The 12,753-nt window shown below is 33.9% G+C and carries 10 protein-coding genes; 4 read left to right on the plus strand and 6 right to left on the minus strand.

What is annotated here, in order from left to right; all coding sequences use genetic code 11:
- Window positions 1-165 precede the first annotated feature (165 nt).
- The 3 genes from FTU90_RS14825 to FTU90_RS14835 all read right to left on the minus strand — a co-directional run bounded on the left by FTU90_RS14825 (window position 166) and on the right by FTU90_RS14835 (window position 4,051).
- Window positions 166-1,446, minus strand: a complete 1,281-nt coding sequence (locus tag FTU90_RS14825) for a hypothetical protein (protein WP_180073022.1) — start codon at window positions 1,444-1,446, stop codon at window positions 166-168.
- Between the two features lie 17 nt (window positions 1,447-1,463).
- Window positions 1,464-2,498 carry a DNA-processing protein DprA gene (locus FTU90_RS14830; RefSeq protein WP_180073024.1) on the minus strand — a complete coding sequence of 345 codons (1,035 nt, stop codon included), beginning with the start codon at window positions 2,496-2,498 and terminating at the stop codon, window positions 1,464-1,466.
- A 704-nt stretch (window positions 2,499-3,202) separates the two neighbouring features.
- Window positions 3,203-4,051 (minus strand): restriction endonuclease, encoded by an 849-nt coding sequence (locus tag FTU90_RS14835; RefSeq protein WP_180073026.1) that lies wholly within the window; start codon window positions 4,049-4,051, stop codon window positions 3,203-3,205.
- A 371-nt stretch (window positions 4,052-4,422) separates the two neighbouring features.
- Here FTU90_RS14835 and FTU90_RS14840 point away from each other — a divergent pair, with 371 nt between their 5' ends.
- Together FTU90_RS14840 and FTU90_RS14845 are read left to right on the plus strand one after the other, a co-directional pair.
- Window positions 4,423-4,602: a hypothetical protein gene (locus FTU90_RS14840; protein WP_180073028.1), complete on the plus strand. Its 180-nt coding sequence runs from the start codon at window positions 4,423-4,425 to the stop codon at window positions 4,600-4,602.
- 32 nt (window positions 4,603-4,634) lie between these two features.
- Window positions 4,635-4,922 carry a hypothetical protein gene (locus FTU90_RS14845; protein ID WP_180073030.1) on the plus strand — a complete coding sequence of 96 codons (288 nt, stop codon included), beginning with the start codon at window positions 4,635-4,637 and terminating at the stop codon, window positions 4,920-4,922.
- 74 nt (window positions 4,923-4,996) lie between these two features.
- Here the strand turns inward: FTU90_RS14845 and FTU90_RS14850 are convergent, their stop codons facing one another.
- Entirely contained in the window at window positions 4,997-5,560 is a 564-nt protein-coding gene (locus FTU90_RS14850; RefSeq protein WP_180073032.1) for a plasmid replication DNA-binding protein, read from the minus strand.
- Between the two features lie 63 nt (window positions 5,561-5,623).
- Window positions 5,624-6,553: a replication initiation protein RepM gene (repM, locus tag FTU90_RS14855; RefSeq protein WP_257222452.1), complete on the minus strand. Its 930-nt coding sequence runs from the start codon at window positions 6,551-6,553 to the stop codon at window positions 5,624-5,626.
- A 2,168-nt stretch (window positions 6,554-8,721) separates the two neighbouring features.
- Here repM and FTU90_RS14860 point away from each other — a divergent pair.
- Entirely contained in the window at window positions 8,722-9,672 is a 951-nt protein-coding gene (locus tag FTU90_RS14860) for a hypothetical protein (RefSeq protein ID WP_180073033.1), read from the plus strand.
- Window positions 9,673-9,767: 95 nt separating this feature from the next.
- Here the strand turns inward: FTU90_RS14860 and FTU90_RS14865 are convergent, their stop codons facing one another.
- On the minus strand, window positions 9,768-10,949 hold the full coding sequence (locus tag FTU90_RS14865; protein WP_180073035.1) for an MvaI/BcnI family restriction endonuclease: 1,182 nt from the start codon (window positions 10,947-10,949) through the stop codon (window positions 9,768-9,770).
- 80 nt (window positions 10,950-11,029) lie between these two features.
- On the opposite strand from FTU90_RS14865, the gene FTU90_RS14870 reads away from it, so the two are divergent.
- Window positions 11,030-12,580, plus strand: coding sequence for a DNA cytosine methyltransferase (locus FTU90_RS14870; protein WP_180073037.1), 1,551 nt, complete (start codon window positions 11,030-11,032; stop codon window positions 12,578-12,580).
- Window positions 12,581-12,753: the final 173 nt, after the last annotated feature.

A 12,753-nucleotide genomic window follows, 5' to 3' on the forward strand; every position in this document is an offset into this window, starting at 1 on the left:
TTGAATTTCTTTGTCAGACATAGTGATCAGCATCTATATTTCATATCCAGTCCATGATGTTTAAACCATCATAAACTAGACATTTTTATTGGTGAGAATATAGACATTTTGAATGGTGAGTAACATTTAAATTTCTTATAAGAGATTTTATGTTAAATATAAGTTCTATATTTTTTCATCCCAATTTATAAAATCTTCAAATAATTTGGACATTCTATATCCGTCACTCGATGATGAAATAATTGAATGATAAGGAATTTGTAATGGATTAGGCGCTATAAAAACTTCATGAGAATTACTTATGGGTGTATAAATAGGATAAGTCGCTGGTAAAGGTGAAGTAGAAACATTCAAGGGTGTGTTGATAGTTTTTAGCCAAGAAAAACAGATAACTCTTTTTGCTCCAGCTATTTTAAGCAGTAAAGATGCTGCATCAAATGAGTATCCTGAGGTGGCAATATCATCTATTAATAATATTGTTTTATTCTTATAAGGATTACCCTTTAATGGAGTTTCAGTACCAAACTTTATTGGATTACGGTTCAATCGTAATGTATTTAAATGATTGTAAATACCCAATAGATGTCCATTACCTTGGTTTCTAGCAGTTTGTGATTTTAGTGAGGCTTTATGACGAATTAAAGCATCATGTAAGTAAGATGACCTGAAACATTTAGTCAAGATATTTAATGCATCATCCATTATAGGATTACCGAAACCAGGCTGATGGCCTGGGAAAGTAATAATAGTGTTTATTTCAGCATATAACCCTGAAAAATAGATCTTAGCAATAAGTAACATTAACCAAAAATCAGGTTCTTCTGAATATGTTAACTTTTTAGCCGTACTTCTTGCTGAAGTAGAATAAGCTTGAAATTCAGGTTTATAAGTTGAAAATGGAGATAGAGTATAAAACTCTATATATTCGTTTTTATAGCTAATTAAGTTCTGTTCATTCGCTTGAAGACAACAAATATCTATAAATCGAGCCAAAGCAGCCATATCATCGAAGCTAAAGCCATAAGGAATTTCAGCAGCGCTTTTAATCCAGTTAGCTTTTATAAATAGAATTTTAGCGTTGACACATGCTTGCCAATCATTGGCATTACAACCTACATAAATGATTTCATTGGGTAGCAAGTTTTCGTGCTTTAAAATATAGGGAATTGCATCAGCTCTTGGCTTTCTAGGCATAGAAGGATGATCAGGTTTGTTGTAATACTTAATCTCTTGGCCTGTTACCTCGGAAAGATGGCATGCTAGAGACTTATTGTCACTACGAATAAACCAACGATCATTACTATGTAAGATAACTCTCACCCCTTTTTTAGCGAGGTGAATAATTAAATTGATTAAGATTTTTAATTGATTTTCATTTAACTGCCGGTCTTGGTCATTAAAGAATACATTTCTAAGAGAAAAAACAACTGCTTTTAGTTGTGCCATTAAAAGTACCCTTATATTTAAAAATCTAAACCAATCTGTTTAAGTTGTTTAAATAAATCATTTTCTTTTAGATTAGCTGTGGTCTTAGCGGAAAATACTATTTTTGAATCAATTTCTAAGCCTAGACTTTCTACTAAATTGTTTATGGCATTAGGTAAAACAAAAATATCTCCTCCATAATCGCGCTGCGCACTAGAGTTTGCTAAAGCATGTTCAGTAAAAAAACGTTTACATGAAGTAGTTTCTACAAAACAAATTTTCTTTTTCATTTCATATGCAAAACGGATAGTGTGCGCAGTTCCACTCTTTTGTTTCCATTGGAGAGGAATAACAGCACTTGCTAAAGCAGCTTGAATTCTATTTCTACTAACAAATGATTCCTTACTAGGTTTCATATGTGGGAAATATTCTGTAATGATTGTACCGCCAGATTTGATTATATCTTGTCTTAATTGTTGAGAATTAGCAGGATAATTTTCGTCTAAACCATTACCTAAAACGGCAATTGTTGGGATATTTAATAATAGTGAAGTTTCGTGAACTATTTGATCTATACCTGCAGCTAAGCCGCTAATTGTTACAATAGGCTCTTTTATATTACTAATACCAAATAATAGTGTTTGTGCTAAAAAATATCCTATAGGTGTAGATTCCCGAGAACCAATAAGGGTCAAAGCATTACTTATATGTAAATTTTCTAATCGTCCTTCGACGAATAACCAATAAATTGGTTTTTTCATGTTTGAAGGGAAATTAGGAAAATTGTAGTCACTATTTAATAAAAAATTGATACCTCGATTATTGAGTTCTTGAAGAAATCTTTCTCCTTTTGTAATTATTCCTGCTAAAAACTGACTAAAATTTTCATTATTAGTAGTTATTGTGCGTCCCAAAAGATTTGTGAAATCCTTTAAATTTTCTACCATCATAAGACTGGAAAGGGACTTGCCATCATTAAAATAGTTATAAAGGGTTTGAAAGCCTACTCCCTCTAATTGAATTAAACCTAGAAAAATAATATGAGGTGGGATAGGAATTTCTTCTTCAAGCATAGAATACCTTTATCCAATTTGAATTTGCTAACGACTAATGAAGGCAGAAAATGAAGAACGAGGCCATGACTATTAACGAACTTATCTATGAATCATATAGTACAAACATTCAGAATGAAATTTAGAAATTAAGGGTTAATCTTAGAAATAAAAAACCCCGGCATCCTGCCGGGGTTTTTCATATTGGGTTGCTAGGTATGACTCCTGTCTTACCTCACGTTCCTGGTGCGATCTTTCTTATTCTTGTTATTTGGAACATCCTGTTCTCTATGTACCCATCATAAGAAAATTCCAGTATGCCGCATAGCAGCAAAGGGCCGAGTTTCATGTGAGCCAAAGCGTACAAAATAGCCTAAATTTTATCCACAAAAAATGTGGATAATTTTAAGCATTCAAGCATTGATAAAATTTAAAAAATCGCAAAATCGACTACTTTTTAAACAAATTTATTGGCAAGAACTATCAAAACTGCTCATAAAAAAGCCGACTTGTTTCAAAATCGGCTTTTTGGGCATTTTTAGATTTTTCTGGTTCTATTAAGCAATTGATATCTATATTAATATACAAGTGTATTGCGTATAACCGCCATTATGTTAAATAGAGGATTTTAGCCTATGTAGGGAAGTTCAATTACCTACTGTCGTGGACGATCTATGCGTGGCTCCATCAGCCTAAATTTGGTATTCGGCAATACTTTAAGAGCATTATTCTTTATGTATTCTTCCATCATCAAAGACTTTTACTTTTTTTCCGGTGTGTAAATATTCAATTACACCTTTTAGTGTTTTATAAAATTCTAGGTTCATTGTTTCTTTACTTGGTTTGATTGTAGTGTACTTAATGTGATACCCAGTAATGGTATTTGTTCCTTTTGGGTGTGTGATTTCGCCATTAAAGGTTTCTTTTTTTTCAAACTGCCCTGCTTCAAATTCACCTTTTTCATTGAAGTGACTTTTATTCAATGTTTGCTCAAGCTCATGTAAACTATAAGTTTCTGATGTTTCTAAATTTTTTATGAAAATTTCATTCATTAAATAAGTGCCAAGATTTCCTGTATTTTCAGCATCATTTGTCAAATAGTTAACTGATGTTATTCTGGCAGGGTGTTCTATAGTGATATTAATAATAGCTTCTTTAATTAGTGGTGTTCCTTCAGGGCTAATCCAATCACTATCATTTTGCTCTCGTACTCTTAATATATCTATTCCATTAGCTAGTGCTTTTGATTCTGCTCCTGATTGGTATCCAGTTTTAGTAGCAAAAACTCCTGTTATATTATTAAAATCGTTCAATTTTCCTATTAAAGAGTCGACTCTATCTATTGATATTTTTGATGCATAGTCTTTACATTCAATTATATTTTTATAAACAATACCTGCTAGTTCAAATTCCCAATAGATATCAAATTGACGCTCAATACCATTTTTATCTTTTAAAAGTTTATTAGGTATAACTTCAATGTTTTTTTGAGAACCTAGTGTTTCTGAACTTAAAATCGCTTGCTGTAATTCAGCTACAAAATCTTCATATTCTTTACCAGTATTTTTAGCCATAGTATTAATTGATTCCTAAGATTGTCTAAAATTAACATAATACACCTTATACGAAACGTGTTATAATTAACCTTGAAATTCAAATACTTATTTCAAAGTTTATAGCCCGAGCATCACTGTTCGGGCTTTTTTTATGTTTTTTCTTGTTCCACGCTTAATTATTGAGCAATGTTCCACGGTTTTGTTCATTTGAATTAAACAATCACTATGAAAGATAATGCAGGCTATTGCTGCCAATTTTAAACGTTTTTTTAATATTAATGAATTTTATAATCCTATTATTATTTTAATATTTCATTTAAAATCATATATTTACATTAATTTTTAAAGGTGGTAAATTACTGTGGTTTTATAATTGGGTGTAATTGGTTATGAGTCATGAAGTTGATATCCACTATTTGGTTAATCTTGCTAATTTAAAATATCGAAAAAAGAAACTGAGTAAAGAAGATGAGATCATCTTTAATCGAGAACATGAAAGAAGTAGAGAACGTAAAGCAAAAATTGAAAAATTGTTAGAAGGTATGTTATGGGATCCTAAGATTAAATAATTTAACTCAATGTCTTGCTAATAGAGGTCAATATGTCAAATGAATATCTACTAGATGAAATAGATGAAATAGATGAAATTGAAGAAGAACGTGATATTGCTAGACAAGCAGCTCGGGTACTCCATGAAACCTTTATTGCAAAAGCTAGTAATGGGCCGGTACTTTATGTCGAAAACGATACAGTAATGCGTAAGGCCCCGAATGAGGAACCTGTCGTGATTAAAAGATTATCTGGACGTGTTCCTGGACTCTCTCAACGTGTTCGTAGCCTTGGAACTATTAAAATCAAAAAAAAGAAGGCTAATGACTCAGTTAAATAAGTTATCTGTGACAGAAATCCACATCTCAAAGTGATTTAATTCTTATATCCCTCGTTTTCAGGTTATATCCGGTTCTAACCATATGGTAGGAAAAAACGGCTCAGAAAGCCCCTCTTTTTAGGTTCTAGTTCTGTATGCTCTGGAACAGGGATGCGTTTGTTCTCTGGAGTAGTCAATCCGTCCTCTTTAAGCTGCTCAGGTGGGAGATTTATTTGAATATTGTCTTTACTAGGAGGAGAATTGTCCGGAATATTTGATTGATCAGATTGAATATTTACCTTAGATGGCTTCATTTCAATAAGTGTAAGAAGAGTATCAATCCGGGCATTAGCTTTATTTTCCCGATCTTCTGCCTTTTCTAATTGTTTTTTCAAAAAATCGATTTGATTTTTTAATTCGACAACTGTTTTATCAGTGTATTCAGATGTATCTAGATTTTGTATTTTAGACGTATTAATATGTTTTGACTGTTTTCCATTAAACGGTTCCCCATATACGCGCAGTAATTCTGAAAAGTCTATAAAACCATCGTGATCACGACTTAATACCCCGTTTTTTATATCTTTATAAAGAGTCGCTCTAGATTTTTTATACAGTGTTGCAGCATCACTAACACTGTATTTTGTACTTGTTTTCATAGTGTATTACTGTGTATTTACGATACGTATTGGAGAATACAATAAGTGTATTCTTCAATACACTCAAGGTTTGAAGCCCAATTTCATTAGGTGAGGTAAAAATTGCTTCTGTTGTGTAGGATCCCTCAGCATATCTTTAATTTTTGAGGCTAATATTTCGTAGCTTTCGCCTTCAACCGCTAAATGGGAAACTTCATGTAAGCGAGATAACTGATTACCGAACATATTGATTTGTGAGTCTGTTAATTTGTAAAACGTATCCTTAGTACTATTCTGATATCTAAGTTTTCTTTGTGTTATCTCAAATGAGAAGCCAATAATTCGTACGCCTTTTTTATGTTTATTTACTTTAATTTTTATATCCGTAAATTTATTAATTTGCTGAATAGCAATGTTTAAAACATTACTATTAAAATTACTCATTGTTTTGTATTCACTAACACTTAATCCAAGCTTATTTCTGAAATCTTCTAATTCGAATACAGGTGTTTTATTAGTTGAACGCCATGCTATAACTAATTCGTATAGCCTAATTGCATACTTACTTGTTAATTTAGCTATCTGGTCTATATCATACGATGTAAAACGTTGTTCAAGTGCAGAAATAAGAGGAATTACATCTTCTGTAAATGCAATGCCAACAGTTGCATGATCTTCATCATATTCAGCTTTCCAACACCATCTAATATTAATTTTTTTTCTGGAATTGCTAGATGTTAATCTAATTTCAGAGTCATAAATTCCTTTTATGCCTTCAGCTAAAGCTCGATAGGCTACACTGCGATCCACATCAAATTGTTCAATATACTCAGATGCGTGTATAGAAAAGACATCAGAAGGAGACAATATTCTGTCTTTTTTCCGTGCAGCAATAATACAGAGTAGGAGTAATCTTTGTTCGATAACTCCCAGATTATAAGATGCATTAATTAAATCATTAGATTTAACTACTAACTCGCCCATGTGATTACCTTTATTAGTACTATTCTTCATTTTTGTATCCACAGGCAGTTGAAAGTCTAAGCATGGATTAGCCCAATTGTTTTAAAGCATAAGCTTTAAAACCTCTATAATTTAAGACATAAAGCCTTAAAGCGTTTAAAATTTATCTGGATTTAATTTAACCTTATTTAATTTGAATAGCAATATATTAAAACCTATTTTAAATAGTTTTATTAAAAGGCTATTCAATTGCTGCATAAACCTATTCAATATGCTGCATAAACCTATTCAATATGCTGCATAAACCTATTCAATATGCTGCATAAACCTATTTAAATGCAGTTTTAAGTATATGTAAAATATATATTTTTTCGATTCTAAAATAATTTAAAATTATTAAAATTAACTAAAAAGGCCTTTTGAAAAATTGCCCTTGGTTTTCGCTATGCTCAAACTCTATTGAACTTCGCTTTCGCTCAGTTCGAAGGGGCAATTTTTTTACAAATATTTGTGATCAATTCTAAAAATAAAAGAAACTCGGAATTCGCTACGCTCATAAGTTTTTTATGCTCGCTACGCTCGATCTAGGCTTAAAGATCTGCATGTGATTTTCTATTTTTGTTAGTTTTCATTTTTAAAAAAATGTTTTTCAAAGGATCTAAGCGCGACTTTTCATTACTTCGCTCGTAGACACTCGCTAATATCTATCTTGAAACGTCATATTTAGCGTTTTTAGCGTTGTTTACTTGTTTTTGGCTACTAAGGGGTGTTTTTTGATAAAAAGGCTTTAAAACGCAAATGAGCGCAAAGAGGAAAGCAGTTTAACGTCATACTCAGGACTTGTACTCAATTTAACGAGAGAGTGAACTCGAATAGCTTTGGCTATTACTCTTTGATTTTTTAATGTGAATCACCATTGCCGCGCCAACGCCTTAAACAGCTTTTTAGTCGCCAGACATCAAAACTGTTCGATTTACTGTTTTCAAAGTTTTACATTCAGATAACCAAATCTGTAGGGAAGCCAATCCCAAGCAAAACTTTGTTTTAGATATTTCACACTAGCTACCATCGGCTCAGACTTTCCCAATTACCACCGCTTACAGTTGTTCCTTTCATTCTTACGAATCAAAGGCTGCTCGAAATGACTGCGACAAGATTCAACCTACATCTCGTCTTGTACTGATCTGATCTCCAACACTCATAAAGACTCTCGCGAATCACAACCTTGCATGTTGCCTGCACTTCATTTCAAAGATGCCATGCTCAAATGGTCTTGAGTGCGTCCCAAGTTATCCAATACTGTTTTAACGCGCAGATCGCTTATCCGCTCAATTTGTTCTGTGTTCCATGTTCCGCCTCTCGTAGTTCCGAGTTTTTAGAGGCATTAATACAGTTTACAAATCTCATCACGGGTAAAGCACTTACACTACCGAATGCGAGTTTGATCCTTTCGGACTGACACGCAATTACAGGCTTAAGCTATCCATTGATCTCAGCTGGGCAAAGAGGAACGTCATCCACGACGAATTCACCTATTTGCAGTCTGAGTACCGAGTAATCCATCTTTCGACTCATACCCCTGTTGCGTCACCACAACCTCAAAAGCCCACCTGTCGGCCACACTTGCACCCTCACGAGCACCTAGTGGACGGTGTTAGCGAAACATTCATCCATGACGTTTCTTCCGTTCTCAATAATGGCAGGGTTGACCTTGTCACCAAAGCTCCCGTGTCCTTGTCGCCCAACTGCTGTTCCGCTGATCTAAAAGATCGAATGGAATGAGTAGAAAAAGGGAGTCACACCCTTTAGCCCTCGTTGCAGCCGCGCCAGCTAGATTTCTCACGCACGCAGCTACACCGATGTCATTCATCAAATTGGCATTTTGATGAACTGGCTAGTGCTGATTCTCAAAAGGTTGGAAGACCTTTGAGAATCAGACAGTAAATATCTAAAAAACAAAGGCTTGGCAGACCTAATAAAACAGCAATATCTAACAGAGACGATAGCAGATTGCAGTGATCTTGTCGAATTTCAGGAACTACATAATTGTCAAATTACAATTATGTTTAGCTCTTAATTTTTTATAAAAAATTAAGAGCCTTAAATTACGTAATCTAGAATATAATTACTTATAATAACTTTTATAATATTTCTTTGTTAAATTACAAAATGATTGAAATAAAACTAGAAAAAGTTATCCTTTAGACTAGAAAAAAAAGTTGTTATTAAAAATGATCTATTACACACACAGTAAAACCATTGCGATGCAGAGAATCCAAGACTGTGCAACGCGCTCTAAATGCCAGTTATTGGCACAAGTAAATGGTCTTGAGTTTTCAACGACTGAAGAGTTGACAGATTTTATTGATAAATGGACGGATCGTTATCGACTGAAAATGACCCCAAAGCAACGCTTTGACGCGAAGAAAAAAGGGCAACCTACTTTTGACTTATTGGTCTATCTTCCTCTTTCTTATGATGACCCTTTTACGCAGCATCTGATCGAAATGGCCAAGGATGATCCTACTCAGTTTAAAGAAGAAGATTTTGATATTTTGCATCAAGGGACAGCCTATGCGCCGATCAAATTTTATCTATTCTGTAATATCGACAGTGAAAAAGTGAGTACAGAGTCCATTAGTTCATCTCGGTTGACTGAGATGTTGCGTAAACAGATCGATGGCTGTGAGCACTTTGGTTATATTCATGAAAATGAAGTCAAAATAGACGGATATGAGTTTGTGCGTTTAACGCAAAGTAAATCACTTGTCGATGAAATTGAGGGGCGTACCAAAAATAAATATGATTGGACGTGGCGTCTTTCCAAAGAAACATACGGCAATATTCAGAAAGCGGGTGAGCAGCTGATTAATCGCTTTCATCAAATAACTGATAAAACGGATGATGAAAAGAAAGCCTATTTTGAGAAACATCTAAAAATATTTGAAAGCTTGTCTGGATTTAGAGGGGTACGTAAGCAAATTGGGCAAATGTACAATGCTGAAAAACGCAGCATGAAACGAAAATATGGGGAAAAATCGTTACAGTATTATCGCCCGCTCAGATTGATTTATATGCAACGTTCAAAAAACAGTATTCCCACAAATTCAGATCCTCAAGAACTCTATAAGTGGATAGCTTCGGTGATTTTAACGAGTGCCAAAAAATAAGCTAAGCCCCATGTTTCATAAACGCATAGGGCTTACAATTGGGTTGTAACAATCGAATTTCGAATAAGAGATTTTATGTTAAATCCTAATCTACTCTATAGGTTGTAGAGCTTTGGTTCTGGAAAAATGAGGCCTAAATGTTCTGGTTTAATCTTAAATAAAGGGCCTTTTTCACTTGTTTTACCTGTTTTATCTTTACGTTTGATTAAGTGATCCATCGTAATAATTCCTTGTTCCATAAGAACGAGAAACTGGCTTGAAACAGGGTTCTTAGTATGCGTAATTGACTTTAATGTAAAAAATTCATCGCCATTTTCTATATCTGAGTTAGCTTTGATCCAAAAAGTCTCGTGATGTTTTTCTAATAATTTAGTTCTTAGTGTGTCGCCGAGCCAACTTACCACTGGCCCATCTTTGATATGTAGCTCATTAAGTTGATCTTGTTCAAAATCAACTTCAAAACCAAGACCTTGAGAATTATAAGTATGTGTTTTAATCGTACAATAAAGTTTTAAATCTTCACCACGCTCATAACCATATTTATCAACAATTTCTTTGCTGCTTTTTAACATACTGATTGACCAGTCTGGGACTTGAGCGAATAAATTTGTACGGTTTGAAACTTTATTTAGACGAGCCGCTTTTAGTTCGATCCCTTTATAGTCAGGGAAAGGTGATGAGTTAATTGGAATGCCTAGAGCATACTCAATTGTTCGGCCTATGGCTGTATCATGCCGACCTTGCATCACAGATGGTAATCGTCCTTTTTTACTTAAATTTTCTAATAGGCCTAGTAGCTCCATTGCTGTTGTTTCATAGTCATGAATGATTTGATTTAAAAGTTGGTTCTGGGTCAAATCTAATTGTGAGATGTTAAACACATATAAATCTCCTTTATCAATAACGAGTGCTAGTTCATCACCAGAGCTAGCTACATTCTTTAACCCATAGATCCAAATCCGAGGATCTCCTGATTTTGTTTCAGGACGATATAAGCTGACCTTTTGATCCTGAGAATCTGTATCAGAGATCACCAATTGGCATGGTTTTAATACTTTATAGTCTGTTCCTTGTTTTTGTTCAGAATAATCATGGTATTGGTTTTCTTTTAGATATGTTCGTAAGGATCCGACTGCATCCATAATAGACTTACTCAGGCCAGTTTGAGTAATGGACAACAAACCATAATCAATACCATTTTGAGCAAGATATTTTCTATTCTTTAATGAAAGTTCTGTTTGTTCTGTGCTTAGGTCAATTGGTGTTCGCTGATTCATCTTAAATTGTATAAATGCCTGGACTTTGGCTTGAGTGTACTTTAAAATGCCACGATATTTTAGACGTTAAGGCACTGTGCTTGAACTATATTGAGTTGTTTGCTGGTTGTGGTGGATTATCCCTAGGCTTAGAAGCTTCAGGACATAACTTAGTTATTGCTAATGAATTATCACCAATGGCAGCCGAAACCTTTGCTTATAATTTTTTTAATGAAAGTTTAGATGCACAGCATCCTGAACATACACTTTGGATTAACTCAAATTTTTCTAAAAATGAGATGTCAAAAAGGCTTAGAGAAAATCCTAGAACTTACCCACCTATTATGGATGGTGGTTTTAGTGACTTGGATCCGAACACCCAGCTCAATAAGAAATTACTCGTTGGTAGCATTGTAGAACTCAATAAGTTATTACAACAACAGCCTGAATTATTGAAGCAAATACAAGATGAACATTTAGATGGTGGTTTAGATCTCGTTTCTGGTGGGCCGCCATGTCAAAGTTTTAGCATGGCTGGATTAAGACAATTAGGTAACGAAAGAAATACTTTGCCCTGGGAATTTGCAAAATTTGTGGAACTCACTCATCCCAAATTTGTGCTTTTAGAGAATGTTTCTGGAATTTTAAGGGCTTTTAATACCGATGCTGGACAATTCTATGCCTGGTATGAGGTTGCTAAGGCATTTTCAAAGATCAATTACGTTCCATTGTGTTTACACGTAAATGCTAAATATGCTGGAGTTGCGCAGAATCGCCCCCGTTTTATTCTTTTAGGTATCCGTGCAGATGTTTATGCAGAAATAATCCAGAAATTAAATACAAAAGAACAAGAAATCTTAAAACATAGCTATCAGTTTTTTGAGAAGGTTCAATTAGATACTGATTTAGAGTACGGGCATTTAAAATACTTTGATGTTGATAAGGATACAGCATTTTTTCAAGAAACTTTTCTTGAACCTTTAATTGCTTATAAAGGCAAAGAGTTTTCGGTAGCTGATGCTATCCAAGATCTTTCTATAGAAAATAAACAAACAAAATCTGAATACGTGAAAAAACTAGATAGGCTGTTCAATCCGTTGCTGACTAAGCATAAGGGCCTAAATAATTATGATCTTAGAGCGAATGGTATTCATGTCAAAAAGCGTTTTAAATTATACCAAAATTTAAATTTGGTTTCTTTAAATACCAAGAAAGAAGTACAACAGATCCTTAAAGGCTTAACTCCTTTACTCTCTGATAATGCATTTGATGAATTACAAAACTTAAGTTTTTTAAATGAAGATGGCCAAGCGACTAATTTTTCGAGTAAATGTGAGCTGGTAGCGTATTTACTGTTACATCAAACGAAAAAACAAACTCAAAAGGCTTTAGTTGCGAACCAACCAGCACCAGCAGCTTTGTCTATTCCTGACGATGCTTGCCATTACTATGATTTAAGAACACTAACTGTTCGAGAAATGGCTCGAGTGCAGTCTTTTCCAGATAACTTTAAGTTTTTATCTAAAGTTACAACTGGCGGTCAAATGAGGAAATTTGAGGTTCCCCAATATACACAGGTTGGAAATGCCGTACCACCGTTGTTGGGGGTTGCTTTAGGCTTAGTAGTTAAATATTTAATCAATTTAAAATAGTTATTTAGAGTAGCTATCTAAAAAGCCAGAATAGCTACTCATTTAATGTTATTCACCAATTAAAATGTCTATGCGATAAACCATTTAAAATGTCCTGTTTTTAACTGCAAGAGTCAAGCACAGGATTTAAATTTCTTTGTTCAATAACCGCTTTCTGAGCTTTACGACTCGGC

The organism is Acinetobacter sp. YH12200, from assembly GCF_013418175.1.
GTDB classification, from domain to species: Bacteria; Pseudomonadota; Gammaproteobacteria; order Pseudomonadales; family Moraxellaceae; genus Acinetobacter; species Acinetobacter pseudolwoffii.

Excerpts from the sequence above, each read along its gene's own strand:
- FTU90_RS14845 (WP_180073030.1), top strand. The coding sequence starts at position 4,635 with ATGTCAAATGAATATCTACTAGATGAAATAGATGAAATAGATGAAATT.
- FTU90_RS14865 (WP_180073035.1), bottom strand. The coding sequence starts at position 10,949 with ATGAATCAGCGAACACCAATTGACCTAAGCACAGAACAAACAGAACTT.
- FTU90_RS14840 (WP_180073028.1), top strand. The coding sequence starts at position 4,423 with ATGAGTCATGAAGTTGATATCCACTATTTGGTTAATCTTGCTAATTTA.
- FTU90_RS14830 (WP_180073024.1), bottom strand. The coding sequence starts at position 2,498 with ATGCTTGAAGAAGAAATTCCTATCCCACCTCATATTATTTTTCTAGGT.
- FTU90_RS14850 (WP_180073032.1), bottom strand. The coding sequence starts at position 5,560 with ATGAAAACAAGTACAAAATACAGTGTTAGTGATGCTGCAACACTGTAT.
- repM (WP_257222452.1), bottom strand. The coding sequence starts at position 6,553 with ATGAAGAATAGTACTAATAAAGGTAATCACATGGGCGAGTTAGTAGTT.
- FTU90_RS14825 (WP_180073022.1), bottom strand. The coding sequence starts at position 1,446 with ATGGCACAACTAAAAGCAGTTGTTTTTTCTCTTAGAAATGTATTCTTT.
- FTU90_RS14835 (WP_180073026.1), bottom strand. The coding sequence starts at position 4,051 with ATGGCTAAAAATACTGGTAAAGAATATGAAGATTTTGTAGCTGAATTA.